Source organism: Streptomyces sp. SudanB182_2057 (assembly GCF_964272715.1).
Lineage (GTDB): Bacteria > Actinomycetota > Actinomycetes > Streptomycetales > Streptomycetaceae > Streptomyces > Streptomyces rubradiris.
This window is the reverse complement of the sequence record NZ_OZ186798.1, coordinates 7,559,465-7,572,366: the sequence shown is the minus strand read 5'-3', so window position 1 is coordinate 7,572,366 and position 12,902 is coordinate 7,559,465. Positions and strand designations below refer to the sequence as shown.

At 74.5% G+C, this 12,902-nt stretch carries 11 protein-coding genes and 1 pseudogene; 6 read left to right on the top strand and 6 right to left on the bottom strand.

Annotated features, from left to right (window positions below; translation table 11 throughout):
* Positions 1 to 47: 47 nt before the first annotated feature.
* The 4 genes from ACSURM_RS33825 to ACSURM_RS33810 all read right to left on the bottom strand — a co-directional run bounded on the left by ACSURM_RS33825 (position 48) and on the right by ACSURM_RS33810 (position 6,075).
* A complete protein-coding gene (locus tag ACSURM_RS33825; RefSeq protein ID WP_436959732.1) occupies positions 48 to 1,979 on the bottom strand; it encodes a collagenase in 1,932 nt (643 codons plus the stop codon).
* 230 nt (positions 1,980 to 2,209) lie between these two features.
* Positions 2,210 to 3,574, bottom strand: a complete 1,365-nt coding sequence (locus tag ACSURM_RS33820; RefSeq protein ID WP_436959731.1) for an alkaline phosphatase PhoX — start codon at positions 3,572 to 3,574, stop codon at positions 2,210 to 2,212.
* Between the two features lie 266 nt (positions 3,575 to 3,840).
* Positions 3,841 to 4,794 (bottom strand): LysR family transcriptional regulator, encoded by a 954-nt coding sequence (locus ACSURM_RS33815; protein WP_436959730.1) that lies wholly within the window; start codon positions 4,792 to 4,794, stop codon positions 3,841 to 3,843.
* Between the two features lie 393 nt (positions 4,795 to 5,187).
* Positions 5,188 to 6,075, bottom strand: a complete 888-nt coding sequence (locus ACSURM_RS33810) for an NAD(P)-dependent oxidoreductase (RefSeq protein WP_436959728.1) — start codon at positions 6,073 to 6,075, stop codon at positions 5,188 to 5,190.
* Between the two features lie 80 nt (positions 6,076 to 6,155).
* On the opposite strand from ACSURM_RS33810, the gene ACSURM_RS33805 reads away from it, so the two are divergent.
* From ACSURM_RS33805 to ACSURM_RS33785, 5 genes and pseudogenes are all read left to right on the top strand, one after another.
* Positions 6,156 to 6,506, top strand: a complete 351-nt coding sequence (locus ACSURM_RS33805; protein ID WP_436959727.1) for a winged helix-turn-helix transcriptional regulator — start codon at positions 6,156 to 6,158, stop codon at positions 6,504 to 6,506.
* A gap of 219 nt (positions 6,507 to 6,725) precedes the next feature.
* A pseudogene (locus tag ACSURM_RS33800) lies at positions 6,726 to 7,631 on the top strand (alpha-galactosidase); the annotation flags it as partial.
* Positions 7,550 to 7,978 carry a hypothetical protein gene (locus ACSURM_RS33795; RefSeq protein WP_436961240.1) on the top strand — a complete coding sequence of 143 codons (429 nt, stop codon included), beginning with the start codon at positions 7,550 to 7,552 and terminating at the stop codon, positions 7,976 to 7,978. The pseudogene ACSURM_RS33800 and the gene ACSURM_RS33795, both read left to right, overlap by 82 nt.
* Before the next feature lie 96 nt (positions 7,979 to 8,074).
* Complete coding sequence (locus ACSURM_RS33790) at positions 8,075 to 8,647, top strand: TetR/AcrR family transcriptional regulator (protein ID WP_436961239.1); 573 nt, start codon at positions 8,075 to 8,077, stop codon at positions 8,645 to 8,647.
* A gap of 18 nt (positions 8,648 to 8,665) precedes the next feature.
* A complete protein-coding gene (locus ACSURM_RS33785) occupies positions 8,666 to 9,841 on the top strand; it encodes a GDSL-type esterase/lipase family protein (protein WP_436959725.1) in 1,176 nt (391 codons plus the stop codon).
* Positions 9,842 to 9,867: 26 nt separating this feature from the next.
* Here the strand turns inward: ACSURM_RS33785 and ACSURM_RS33780 are convergent, their stop codons facing one another.
* Both ACSURM_RS33780 and ACSURM_RS33775 read right to left on the bottom strand, forming a co-directional pair.
* Positions 9,868 to 10,530, bottom strand: coding sequence for a class F sortase (locus ACSURM_RS33780; RefSeq protein WP_436959724.1), 663 nt, complete (start codon positions 10,528 to 10,530; stop codon positions 9,868 to 9,870).
* 486 nt (positions 10,531 to 11,016) lie between these two features.
* Positions 11,017 to 11,607, bottom strand: coding sequence for a hypothetical protein (locus ACSURM_RS33775; protein ID WP_436959723.1), 591 nt, complete (start codon positions 11,605 to 11,607; stop codon positions 11,017 to 11,019).
* A gap of 307 nt (positions 11,608 to 11,914) precedes the next feature.
* Between ACSURM_RS33775 and ACSURM_RS33770 the strand changes: the two genes are divergently transcribed.
* On the top strand, positions 11,915 to 12,793 hold the full coding sequence (locus ACSURM_RS33770) for an SCO6745 family protein (RefSeq protein WP_436959721.1): 879 nt from the start codon (positions 11,915 to 11,917) through the stop codon (positions 12,791 to 12,793).
* The last annotated feature ends 109 nt before the right edge of the window (positions 12,794 to 12,902 follow it).

Genomic DNA, 12,902 nt, shown 5'->3' with positions numbered 1-12,902 from the left:
CGACCGGGCTCTGCGGTCGGCGGCCGTTCCTTGTGGGCGGTGTGCGGTCAGGGCGAGGCCGGCCTGCCGCACGCGCCCGCGGCGCACTCCGTGAGCCACTGGTCGAAGTCGGCGTCATAACGGGTGCCGATGCCGTCGTGGTAGACGGCGTACCCACCCGCGTAGTCACCGGCGCGGAAGCGGGCGAGCATGCGCCGGACGTCGTCGGGGTGCCGCTCGACCATGTAGCGCGCGGCGAGGTGGCCCCACGGGTAGGTGCGGGTCACATCGCTGTTGTCGTAGGTGCTCTCGAACAGCGTGCTCAGCCGGTACGTGTGCCGGCCGGCCTCCTGGACCGCCTGGTCGTCGGTGCGGCCGCGGTAGCCGTAGGAGACGTACTCGGCGATGCCCTCGATCCACCACACGTCCGGCACCGAGACCTGCCGGTCGAAGTCGCCCCGCATGTCGTCACGGGCGTCCAGGAAGTGCGTGAACTCGTGGTTCAGGTTCCAGATCCGGGCCGGGAAACCGTCGTCGGACGCCTTCTGGTACATGATCGACACGGGCTGGTTGGCGGGGTCCGACGGATCGCCGCCCAGGGTCATGCCGCCGTTGTCGGTACTGATGCCGTACATGGCGCCCGCGTAGGTCTGGTAGTCGGACCTGCTCGCGAACACCACCAGGCGGAGGGTGGACGCGTACTGGCCGGGGATCGGTCCGTCGGACCCCACGACCGAGCGGAAGTAGGCGTCCTGGCCGAGCACGCTCGCGCAGGCGGCGCCGAGGTCGGCGGCCGTCAGCGCCTGGGCGCGGACGGTGATGTCCGCGTCGCAGCGGTGGGTGACCGGCAGGACGGCCTTGTCGAGCTTGCCCGGCAGGTCGCAGACGTCGTAGTACGCGCAGTGCGCGCCGTCGTAGGCGGCGGCCTGGGTGGCGACGGCCACCCACAGCGCGGCCGTCGGCCCGGTCATCGCGGTCCGGTCCAGCAGGTCGACGGCCAACGGCTGTACGGTCTCCCGCAGTTCGGGGTGTTCGAGGTAACGGGCCAGGTTCATCCCGGCGTTGGAGTCCAGGAAGGCCAGTTCGGTGCCGAGCAGGCCGGTGTGGGCCAGCGCGAAGTCGTGGAGGGTGCCGACGATCCGCGGGTCGTCCCGCACCGCCCGCACGTAGGCCGGGTTCCAGTTGCCGCGCCACAGCGGGGTGTGGACGTCGTTGACGGCCCTGACCATGCTGTCGACGGCGTCGTAGGAGCTGTCGTAGTCGGTCAGCAGCCGCCGGTAGACATGCAGATAGCGGTCCTGCTGGTCGGCGCTGTCGGTGAGTATCACCGTCTCGCCGAGGATGCCGCCGTTGGCCTCCGTGACGTCCCGGGAGCGGGGGCGGGCGAAGAAGGCGTCCAGGCCGCCGGTGACGGCGGTGGTGAGCCGGGAGGTGTACGTGCCCACGTCCTGCGGGTGGTTGAACTGCACGTAGTAGCCGGCGCGCAGGAACAGGACCAGTTGCAGCAGGCCGCCGGAGTTGTCGCCCTGGTACTGCCCGGCGGTGCCGGTGAACGCGTTCGCCACGGTCGCCATCTGGGCCTCCCGGAAGACGGCGCGCGCGTCACCGCCGGTCAGGGCGAAGAGGCTGTTGACGCAGTCCGGGGTCGCGGCCTTGACCCGGGCGACGAGGGCAGGGCCGGTACGGGTGCCGAAGTCGGCCGGGGCGCAATCGCCGGCCTTCGCCGCGCGCGGGGCCGGCCGAGCGGACGCCGGCTGCCGCGGCGGGAGCTGGGCCGGGGCGAGCCGTCCGGCCCGGATCGCGGGTCGCTCGGTGGCGGCGGTGGACGCGGCGGCCGGCGACGGCGCGGGAAGGCGCGTGCGGGGGGCTGCGGCCGGCCGGGGCACCGCCTCGGCCGGCAGACCGGCGAGGGCGACGCAGACGGCGACGGCGACGGCACCGGCGATGCGGCCCGCGGCGCCTCTCGGCACACGGGCGGGCGGTGCGAAGCGATAGCGCATCGGGTTTCCTCCACGAAGGGACGCGCCTCTGTGGGGTGTCGAGGCGCGGAGGCACTGTCTCAGCGCACACCGGGACCAACAATGGTGTGTGACATAGCACATGCCACCGCCGCGCCCATAACACCGCGCTGTCTACGGGGAGTTGGGCGGGCATGTGTCCCTCGTGCCGGGGCCGGGCGCGTGCGCCTTCCGCCCGGCCCCGGCACGATCGGGCCGTCAGCCGCCTGTCCTCACCACGGGCCGGTCACGGCGAACGTGGTGCCGGGGGTGTAGCAGTTGACGTACATCGTCGCTCCGCCGGGGGCGAAGGTGACCCCGGCGAACTCGCCCCACTGCGGCCTCTGGTCCGTCCCTGTGTTCTGCCGTCCCCGGGCCAGCGCGTACACCTCGCCCCGGCGGGTCAGCCCGAAGACGTGCTGGGCGCCGTTGCCGTCCTCGCAGACCATCAGACCGCCGCCGGGTGCGAGGCAGATGTTGTCCGGGGACTCGCCGGGCAGCCGCACGTCGGTGTCCGGGCCGAACACGACGGCCAGGGTCAGCCTGCGGTGCGCCGGGTCGTAGCGCCAGACCTGGCCGTAGTGGTCGGCCGCGGAACCGTCGGCGCCGCGCGCGAAGGACGACACGAAGTACACGCCGCCACCGCCCCAGTAGCAGCCCTCCAGCTTCTGCGCGTGGGTGATGCCGCCGGGGCCGTAGTCCTGGAACCTGGTCGGCGTGGCGGCGGCCAGCGGGTCGGGTACGTCCACCCACTCGATGCCGTCGAAGCGCGCCCCGGTCTCCCGGATCGCCGACAGGTCCGCCACTCCGGGCACCCGCATCGCCTGGAGCCGGCCGCCCGCGCGCAGCGAGCCGGTGCCGCCCAGCGGCCGGTGCGGCAGGAAGCGGTAGAAGAGGCCGAACGGCTTCTGGAAGGCGTCCTCCGTCTCGTAGAGGACGCCGTCGCGCGGGTCGATCGCGACCGCCTCGTGCTGGAACCGGCCCAGCGCGGTCAGCGGCACGGCGCCGGTGCGGTGCGGGTCGGTGGGGTGCACCTCGAAGACGAAGCCGTGGTCCTTGGTGTAGCCGTTGGTACCGGCTTTGTCCTCGGTTTCCTCGCAGGTCAGCCAGGTGCCCCAAGGGGTCGGGCCGCCCGCGCAGTTGACGGCGGTACCGGCGATGGCGACCCGCTCGGCGAGCACCCGCTGATGCCGGTCGAGCGTCAGGGCCGTACAGCCGCCCTTGCCCGCCGGATCGTAGGTGAGGCCGCTGACGGCCGGTACCGGGATCCGCGCGGTCGCCCCGTTCTCGTGGTTGCGGACGAGGTGCGTACGACCCGTTCTGCCGGCGAAGGCCGCCATGCCGTCGGGGTGGGAGGGCACCGGGCCCTCCCCGGAGCGGAGCCGGTCGCCCTCGCGGGACAGCACGGTGTAGCGGAAACCTTTCGGCAGATCGAGCAGGCCGTTCGGATCGGGCACGAGCGGGCCATAGCCGGCGCGGCCCAGGCTCTGCGCGGCGGCGGCCGTACCCGCGAAGACCTCGGACAGGGCCCCGGTGAAGGCGACGCCCGCTCCCAGGGCGCTCGCCGCGGACAGGAACTGACGGCGTGTTGCAGACATACGGCGGTGACCTTCCTGCTGGCGGACAGGAACCGTGACCCCGCCGTGTCTACCACCTGGTACGGGCAACGTGAACCATGCGCGGCGCACGGGCCCCGCCGTTCGGGCGACCGCCGGTTCTCCCGCGTCCGGGAGGGACGCGTGTGCGGAATGCCGGTGGCCGGGCACGGCCGGGTGACCGGTGCGGGCCCCGATGGCGGGATACGGCGGGGCGACCGGTGCGGGGCCCGGCGTCCGGGTACGGCCGGGTGACCGGTGTCCGGTACCTACGCCCCGGTGGCGCTCCAGGTGCGGGACGCCCAGGTGCGCAGGTGGGGGGCCTGGGCCACGAGATCGCGGTAGGCGTCCGTGGCGGCCCGGACCACGGTCTCCACGACGTCGTCGAGGACGGTGTCCGGCCGCCAGGCCAGCACATAGCGGCACCACAGCGGGGACCCCGCCAGCGGTTTGACCACGACGTGCGGGATCGGCCGCAGCGTCGGCTGCACCAGGGACACCCCGAGACCGTCGGCGATCATGCTCTGCAACTGGGACTGGTCGCCGAGCCACTCGTGCACGGTACGCGGGGTGAACCCGGCCGCCGCGCACGCGTCGTAGAACACTCCCGGCCAGCCGGCGCCGTCGTCCGGGGTCACGAACCAGGCGTCCTCGGCGAGGTCGGCGAGCTGCACCTGGGGGCTTGCCCGCAGCCGGTGCCTGGCGGGCAGGGCGACGAAGGTGGGTTCGGTGACGATCCCCCGGTGCCGTACGGCGGACGAGTGCCGTAGCTCCATGCCCGGGTAGTCGGCCGCGATGGCCGCGTCCACCGCGCCGTCCTCCAGCAGCTCCACGATCCGCGAGGACGCGTAGACGCTGGTGACGGCCAGGGTCAGTTCGGGCAGCCGGGCACGCACCCGGGAGACCGTGCCGGACAGCATCGGCGAGTTGGTCGCGGCCACCCGCAGGGTGCGGCGGGGGCGGGCGACGGGCGGGCGGTGCCCGATCGCGGCGGCCCGCGCGAGCACGTCCCGGGCCTGCTCGACGACCTCGGCGCCGTACCGGGTCGGCCGGACGCCGCCCGGTCCGCGCTCGAACAGCGGCTCGCCCAGGTGCCGTTCGATGCGCCGGAGCTGGGTGCTCACGGCGGGCTGCGAGTAGCCCAGCTGGGCGGCGGCCCGGCCCACGCTGCCCGCGTCGGCGATGGCGCACAGCACCCGCAGGTGCCGCAGCTCCAGCTCCATCGGTCCACTCCCCCCGTTCGTGCGCGCCCCACCGGGGCCGGGCCCGGTGACGACCGGCGGACCGAAGCGTTCCATGGCGACCCGCGCGGCACAAGTCGCAGGTCCGCCAGGGTGCGGGCGGTCGACGGGCGGGGGCTGCCGCGCCTGGGGGTGTGGCAGCGCCGGGGATCCGGACCCTCCCGGCCCGCTTCGCCCGGGGGGGCCGGCGCGAGTGCGTCCCCCGCTTCCTGCGGGTACCGGCGGGCGGGCGCCCCCGCCGCGCCGATCGCGGACCACGGCCGTGGGCGGCCGCCCCCTGAGCGGGCCGCGGACCACCACGGAAGGCGCCACCCCAGGAGCCCGGCCGGCCGGGGCCCCGGCCCCCGCACCCCGGCCGGGCCCGTGCGCCCCGGATCAGTGCCGTCCCAGGATCTCCGCCACCCGCATGAACCCGTCCCCGCCGTGGCCCAGCCCGATGACGCGGCGGGCCAGCCCCTCGACGGAGCGCATGACGCCCGCGTCGATGCCGTGGGACTCGGAGACGGCGACGACGTGGGACATGCTGGACACCGCCGAGGTGATGGGGTTGATCTCACCGGAGTAGGTGCCGTCGTCGGTGTCCCGCGCGAACTCCTCGAACAGGGGCGGCAGGATCGCGGCGATGCCCTGGGCGAACGGGGCCAGTTCCCCCGCGGTGACGCCCTCCGCCCGGGCGATCGCCACGGCGTGCGCGTAACCCGCCATCGCGGTCCAGAAGATGTCGAGCAGCGCGATGTCGAAGGTGGCCGCGCGCCCGACCTCCTCCCCCAGGTGGGTGTGCGTCCCGCCGAGCGCCTCCAGCACCGGCAGGTACCGCTCGTACAGGTCGCGCGGTCCGCTGTGCAGGAAGACGGCCTCCGGGGTGCCGATGCTGGGGGCCGGCGTCATGATCGCGCCGTCCAGGTAGCCGATGCCGTGGGCCGCCGCCCACTCGGCGGTGTCCCGGGCCCGGGCCGGGGTGTCGGCGGTCAGGCTGACGACGGTACGGCCCTTCAGCGCGCCGGTGACCTCCTCGCGGCGCAGGATCGCGTCCGAGGCGTCATAGTTGACCACACAGATGACGATCAGCTCCGAGGCGGCCACCGCCTCTTCGGCCGTCGCCGCGACGACGGCGCCCCGCTCGGCGAGGTCCCCTTCCTTGCCGGGCGTGCGGTTCCAGACCGTGGTCCGCAGGCCGGCCTCGGCGAACGCGCCCGCCAGCGAGCGGCCCATCGGGCCGAGGCCGAGCACGGTGACGGCAGGAAGATTCACGGCTGTTGACATGTTGCGACTCCCGTATGTGCTGATCGTGAACAGTGGAGAAGAGCGGCCGGAGGGCCGCGGGAACGAAGAAGAGGACGACGATGACGCGCAGCCGTGCCCAGGACCCGACCGTCTGCGGAGTGACCGCCGCGATCGCCGTGATCGACGGCAAGTGGAAGACGTCGCTGTTGTGGCTGCTGGAGTCCGGCCCGCACCGGCCCGGCGAACTGCGCCGCCGGCTGGCCGGGTTGAGCGAGAAGGTGCTGACCCAGGCGCTGCGCGAGATGGAGCAGGACGGCCTGGTGCACCGGCAGGTGCACGACGTGCTGCCGCCGAAGACCGTCTACTCGCTGACCGCGTTCGGCCGCGACCTCGCCCAGGCACTCGACCCGCTGGCCGAGTGGGGGCACCGCCGTCTGGACCTGCTCCGCACGAGCGAGGCTGCGTCCTGACGGGCCTTCGGCCGTCACCTCCTCCGTTCGTTCGCCGGCAGCCCCTGACCTCGTGAAACAGCTTCTCCCGGACGGCCGGGGCTGCCAAGTACCCACAAAAAAGTGGGTGTCGGGCGGCTCCGCCGCGCTCCTTCGTCACCGACCGGGCCCCTCCGGCGGCCGGACCGAGAGGACACCACCGTGGACCGCCCCCTCCCCGCGCGCCGGCTGCGGCCGCCGATGGGCTGGAACAGCTGGGACTGCTACGGCCCCACCGTCACCGAGCGGGAGGTGCTCGCCAACGCGGAGTTCATGGCCCGCCGGCCGCTGCCGTACGGCTGGGACACCGTGGTCGTGGACATCCAGTGGTACGAGCCGACGGCCCGCGCGCACGGCTACAACCCGGACGCCCCGCTGGTCCTGGACGCGTACGGCCGTCAGCTCCCGGCGCCGAACCGGTTCCCGTCCGCCGCCGCCGGGGCGGGCTTCGCGCCGCTGGCCCGCCGGGTGCACCAGCTCGGGCCGCGCTTCGGCCTGCACGTCATGCGGGGCATCCCGCGTCGCGCCGTGGCCGCCCGACTGCCCGTGCACGGCACGGAGTTCACCGCCGACCAGATCGCCGACACCGCCTCGGTGTGCCCGTGGAACACCGACAACTACGGCCTGGATCACGACCATCCGGGCGCCCAGGCGTACTACGACTCCCAGGTGGCGCGGTTCGCCGCGTGGGGCGTGGACTTCGTCAAGGCCGACGACATGCTGTTCCCGTACCACGAACGGGAGATCGCCGCCTACGCGCGGGCCGTCGAGCGCTGCGGCCGGCCGGTCGAGCTGAGCCTCTCCCCCGGTACCGACGTCTCCCTGGCCCCCCTGGACCACCTGCGGGAGCACGCCACCATGTGGCGCGTCTGCGACGACCTGTGGGACCGCTGGGCGGACGTGGCGGCCCAGTTCGCCCGGATGGCCCGGTGGGCGCCCTGGCAGGGCGCGGCGGGCTGGGCGGACGCCGACATGCTGCCCCTCGGCCGGATCGGCATCCGCGCCGAACGCGGCACGGACCGGCTGTGCTCCCTGACCCGCCCCGAGCAGATCAGCCTGCTCACCCTGTGGCTGATCTCCCGGTCACCGCTGATGATGGGCGGCGACCTGCCCACCAGCCCGCCCGAGACCATCGAACTGCTCACCAACGACGAGGCGCTGGCCGTGCTGTGCACAGCACCGGCAACCGCGAGGTGCTCCGCGAGAACGGCCTGGTGCTGTGGACCGCCCGGGACACCGACGGCCGCACCCGGTACGCCGCCGTCTTCTCCCTGGCCGGCGAACCCCGCCGGTACGAGGTGCCGCTCGGCTCGGCCGGCGCCCGCCCCGCCGACCGGATCCGCGAGCTGTGGAGCCACGCCGACGTCCCGCACGACGGCCGGCACCTCACCGTGGACCTGCCCGCCCACGGCGCCGCCCTCTTCCGCCTCACGGAGGACGGCGGGCGGGAGTGAGCACGACGGCGGCCACACCCCCCTAAACCTTGATTCCGTTTGCCTAAAGCCTTTAGGAAGTTACATACTCCTCTCCGGCAGACAGGAGAGAAGATGATGGCGCGTGCGGGCCTGACCACCCAGCGGCTGGTCCGGGCCGGGGCGGAACTCGCCGACGAGGTCGGCTTCGACCAGGTGACGGTCTCGGCGCTGGCCCGGCGGTTCGACGTGAAGGTGGCGAGCCTGTACTCGCACCTGCGCAACTCCCAGGACCTGAAGACGCGGATCGCGCTGCTCGCCCTGGAGGAGATGGCCGACCGCGCCGCCGATGCGCTGGCCGGCCGGTCCGGCAAGGACGCCCTCGCCGCCTTCGCGAACGTCTGCCGGGACTACGCCCGCGCGCACCCCGGCCGCTACGCGGCGGCCCGCCACCCGCTGGACGACGCGACGGCGGCCGGCAGCGCGGGTGTCCGCATCGCCCAGCTGAACCGGGCCGTCCTGCGCGGCTACGACCTGGCCGAACCGGACCAGACACACGCCGTGCGCCTGCTCGGCAGCGTCTTCCACGGCTACGTCAGCCTGGAGACGGCCGGCGGCTTCGCCCACAGCGTCCCCGACTCCGAGGAGACCTGGGTCCGGATCCTGGACGCCCTCGACTCCCTGCTGCGCGACTGGCCCGCCCGCCCCTGATACCCCTTGGCAGACACGATGCACACCATTGCCCTCACCGCCGGCCTGATCCGCGGCGCCCTCGAACTGGAGCGCACCGCCCGCGGGCTACTGCCGCACCGGCTGCCCGCCCGGGCCCGCGCCCAGTGCGCCGACCCGCAGCTGGCCCTGGCCGAGTCCCAGCCCTCCGGCGTACGGCTGGTCCTCCGCACCCGGGCCACCGCCGTCGAGCTGGACACCCTGCCGGTCAAGCGCGTGTACACCGGCGCACCGCCCCGCCCGGACGGCGTCTACGAGCTGCTGGTGGACGGCCGCCCGGCCGGCAGCGCCTCCCTCACCGAGGGCGACACCCTCACCATCGACCTGGCCACCGGCTCCGCCGAGCACCGGCCCGGCCCGGTGGGCACCGTGCGTTTCGCCGGGCTGCCGGACACCGTCAAGGACGTGGAGATCTGGCTGCCGCACAACGAGACCACCGAACTCGTCGCGCTGCGCGCCGACGCCCCCGTGGAGCCCGTACCGGACCGGGGCCGCCGGGTGTGGCTGCACCACGGCAGCTCGATCAGCCACGGTTCCGACGCGGCGAGCCCGACCACCACCTGGCCGGCGCTCGCCGCGTCCCTGGGCGGAGTCGAGCTGATCAACCTCGGGCTGGGCGGCAGCGCGCTGCTCGACCCGTTCACCGCCCGCGCCCTGCGTGACACGCCCGCCGACCTGATCAGCGTCAAACTCGGCATCAACGTGGTCAACACCGACCTGATGCGGCTGCGCGCCTTCGGTCCCGCCGTACACGGCTTCCTCGACACCGTCCGCGAGGGCCACCCCGACACGCCGCTGCTCGTGGTCTCGCCGGTCCTGTGCCCGATGCACGAGGACACGCCCGGCCCCACCGCCATGGACCTGGCGGCCCTGGGCGAGGGACGGCTGCGGTACCGGGCCACCGGGGACCCCGCCGAGCGGGCGGCCGGGAAGCTCACCCTGGGCGTCGTCCGGGAGGAGCTGGCCCGGATCGTGCGCGAGCGGGCCGCCGGGGACCCCCGGCTGCACTACCTGGACGGCCGGGAGCTGTACGGCGAGGCCGACTTCGCCGAGCTGCCGCTGCCCGACGGCCTCCACCCGGACACCGCGGGCCACCGGCGGATCGGCGAGCGGTTCGCGGCGCTGGCGTTCGCCCCGGACGGGCCCTTCGCGGCCGGCCCGGCCGCCCGGCCGTAGCCCGGCCAGGCGGGGGTCGCGGCGGTTCAGGCCAGGTGCGCGAAGACGACCAGGTTGTCGGTGTAGTCGCGCACCGTACGGTCGTAGTCCCCGGCACAGGTGATGAGCCGGGCCTCGGGGCGGTCGGCGTCCGCGTACACCCGCTCGCTGGGGAAGTCGTCCTTGGCGAAGGTCTCGGCGCTGTCGACGACGAACTCCGCCGTGCGCCCGTCGGCCCGCTCCACGGAGAACCGGTCGCCGGCCTCCAGCCGGCCCAGGTTGGCGAAGACGGCCGCCGAGGTCACCGTGTCGACGTGTCCGGCGATGATCGCGGTGCCCCGTTCGCCGGGCGAGACGCCGTCGGCGTACCAGCCGACGAGGTTGGTGTCGCCCGCGGGCGGCGGCTCCAGCTGGCCCGAGGAGCCGAGGGCCAGGGTGGTGAAGGGGGCGTCCACGGAGATCGCCGGGATGCGCAGCCGGGTCGGCGCGGACCGGGGCAGCGTCCTGTCCGGCTGCCGGGGACCGGCCGAGGCGGCGGCGCCGGCGCCCGAGGCGCGGGGCGGCCCGGGCTCACCGGTCGGCTGGTGACCGCCGAACAGGCTGAGGGCGAGGAAGACCGCCGCCACCCCCCACAGCGTCAGCCGCCCTCCGTGACCGGAGCGCCGGTCGTCCGCCGACGCCGGAGAGGCCGCGGAAGAATCTGCTGCCATCGGACACCACCTCACTCGGACACGGCAGCACGGGATCGGGACAGTGAGCACACCGGCGGACGCGGCACGGTCGGTACGTCGGCGGAGCGCCGCCATGGGCTCAGGCGCGCGATGGCGGGCCACCAGCGGAGCCAGTGCGCGGGGGCGAACGGTGGCCACCCCGGCCCCGTACGGGCGGCACAAGCCACCGACGGGACACCGCCGCGCGCGGAGGCGGGCGATGGCGGCCCGCGCACGGCACCGGCGCCCGGGGACGGACAAGGGCCGTCCCTGCGCGATACGGGACCCGGCCCCCGGCGGAGCCGGCACGCGCAGAGGCCGACAGTGGCCGTCCCGGCCCCGTACGGGCGGCACAAGCCACCGTCGGGACACCGCCGTACGCGGAGACGGGGCAGCGGCGGTCCCGGTGCGGTGCGGAGGCGCGGGCCGCCGACGCGGTCGGTGCGTCGGCGGTGTCCGCGGCCCTTGGCGCACGGCGGTGGCCCGTCAGGACGCCTGGCCGGTGGCCTTCTTGCGGCGCAGCGTGTACGCGCCGGTGGCGGCCACGGCCAGCACGGCGACACCGCCCGCGGTGACACCCGGCGTGGCGAGCGCGCCGCCGCCGGTGTGCATGCCGCCGCGCGGCTTGTCGTGCTCGTTGTCCTCGCCCCACTCGCTCTTGCCGCTCCGGCCCCCCTTGCCCTTGCCGCCGCCCTTTTCCTCCTTGTCGCCCTTCTCCTCGCCGTCGTCCTCCTCCTCGCCCTTGTCGCGGTAGCTCTCGGGGTCGAATTTGCTGTCGTCGTCCTCCGAGCCCCAGCCGCCGCTGCGCACCGCGGCGAGCGCTCCGCCACCCGTGTGCATTCCGCCGCGCGGTCCGTCGTGTTCCCCTCCGCTGTCGCGCTTGTTGCCGTATTCGTTGTCGTCGTCGCTGTCGGATCCCTTGTCACGGCCGGAGTCGCTGTCGTGCTCCCTGCTGTACGAGGAGTCGTCACGACCGCTGTCCTGTTCGCCCGGAACGGCGAACGCGGCTCCGGGCGTCGCGCAGGCGAGGGCGGCCGTGGTGGCCGCCGTCGCCAGGAGCATGCGGGCAGAGCGCATAGTGATGTCCTTCCGCCGTGACCGGGCAGCGGATACCTCATCAGCTGGATGGACCCGGTCCCGACATGAACCACCGTCAGCGAGGCCCCCGGCGCACACCATCCGAGCCGCCCAGCCGGGTCACCATGCCACCCGTCTGCCTCAGCGCGCCCGCTTGGCGACCCCTCGTACGGGTCAATCACCGGCGCGTCCCCCGCGTCCGGAACGGCGGGCCGGCTCCCGATGACGCCGGCCCCCTTGTTATGACCGACGTCATAACGCACGCTGGTGCCGACAGCACGGCAGGCCGAGGCGGTGGGAGGAAGCGGTGGCGGACGGACGGGCGCGCGCCCTGTGGGAGCGGTACGAGCCGGTGCACGGCCTCGTGTACTTCGCGCCGGAGGCGCACCGGGCGGCGGACGCCCTCGGGCTGCCCGGGTTCTGGATGGGGTACTTCGCGCTGCGCGCCGCCCCGCTCGGCGCGGTGCCCCCGTCGGTGGTGACGAGCTGCTTCTACGTCTTCCACCCCTCGCGGGTGGCCCGGGCGCTGCCGGACGCCTGGGCGTACGCGGCTCCGGAGGAGGTGCTGGCGGCCCGCCTGGAGGCGATGGACGCGGCGATGTCCCATCTGTTCGGCAAGGAGGTCGTCGGCGGCACCGCCTTCACGGAGGCCGCGGACCTCGCGTGGGAGGCCGCCGCTGCGGCGGACACCACGGGCCGGGTGCTGGGCGCCGCCAACCAGGCGCTCGACCGTCCGGAGCGGCCCGCCGCCCGGCTGTGGCAGGCTCTGACGACGCTGCGCGAGCACCGGGGCGACTCCCATGTGGCGGTGCTGGTCGGCCTGGGTCTCGGGCCGGTGGAGGCCATGGTGCTCAAGGCGGCGGCCGGGGAGTCCGACGGGGACTTCCTGCGCGAGACGCGGAAGTGGTCGCGGGAGGAGTGGGCGGCGGCCGGGGCGCGGCTGCGCGCGGACGGCCGGCTCGCGGCGGACGGCTCGCTCACGCCCTCGGGCGCGGCCCTGCGCGCGGAGACCGAGGCGCTGACCGACGCGGCGGCCGAGCGGCCGTGGACCGCGCTGGGTGCCGAGCGGACCGAGCGGCTGGCCGCGCTGCTGGAGCCGATGGCCGGCGCGGTGGCGGAGTCGGGGCTGCTGCCGGCCGGGAATCCGGTGGGGGTGACCCGGGGCACGCAGCCCCTCGGGCGCTGAGCTCCCCGGCGGCCCCCGGCAGCGGCTCGGGAACCCTCGCCGGTGACCTCATCCGTTTGTCCGACATCAGTCGTATCAATGGTTGAACCGCCTTGCTGGGCATCCTGGT

Coding starts and splice junctions, on each gene's coding strand:
- ACSURM_RS33825 (WP_436959732.1), bottom strand. CDS start 1,979: ATGCGCTATCGCTTCGCACCGCCCGCCCGTGTGCCGAGAGGCGCCGCG.
- ACSURM_RS33810 (WP_436959728.1), bottom strand. CDS start 6,075: ATGTCAACAGCCGTGAATCTTCCTGCCGTCACCGTGCTCGGCCTCGGC.
- ACSURM_RS33820 (WP_436959731.1), bottom strand. CDS start 3,574: ATGTCTGCAACACGCCGTCAGTTCCTGTCCGCGGCGAGCGCCCTGGGA.
- ACSURM_RS33785 (WP_436959725.1), top strand. CDS start 8,666: ATGCACACCATTGCCCTCACCGCCGGCCTGATCCGCGGCGCCCTCGAA.
- ACSURM_RS33790 (WP_436961239.1), top strand. CDS start 8,075: ATGGCGCGTGCGGGCCTGACCACCCAGCGGCTGGTCCGGGCCGGGGCG.
- ACSURM_RS33780 (WP_436959724.1), bottom strand. CDS start 10,530: ATGGCAGCAGATTCTTCCGCGGCCTCTCCGGCGTCGGCGGACGACCGG.
- ACSURM_RS33815 (WP_436959730.1), bottom strand. CDS start 4,794: ATGGAGCTGGAGCTGCGGCACCTGCGGGTGCTGTGCGCCATCGCCGAC.
- ACSURM_RS33775 (WP_436959723.1), bottom strand. CDS start 11,607: ATGCGCTCTGCCCGCATGCTCCTGGCGACGGCGGCCACCACGGCCGCC.
- ACSURM_RS33805 (WP_436959727.1), top strand. CDS start 6,156: ATGACGCGCAGCCGTGCCCAGGACCCGACCGTCTGCGGAGTGACCGCC.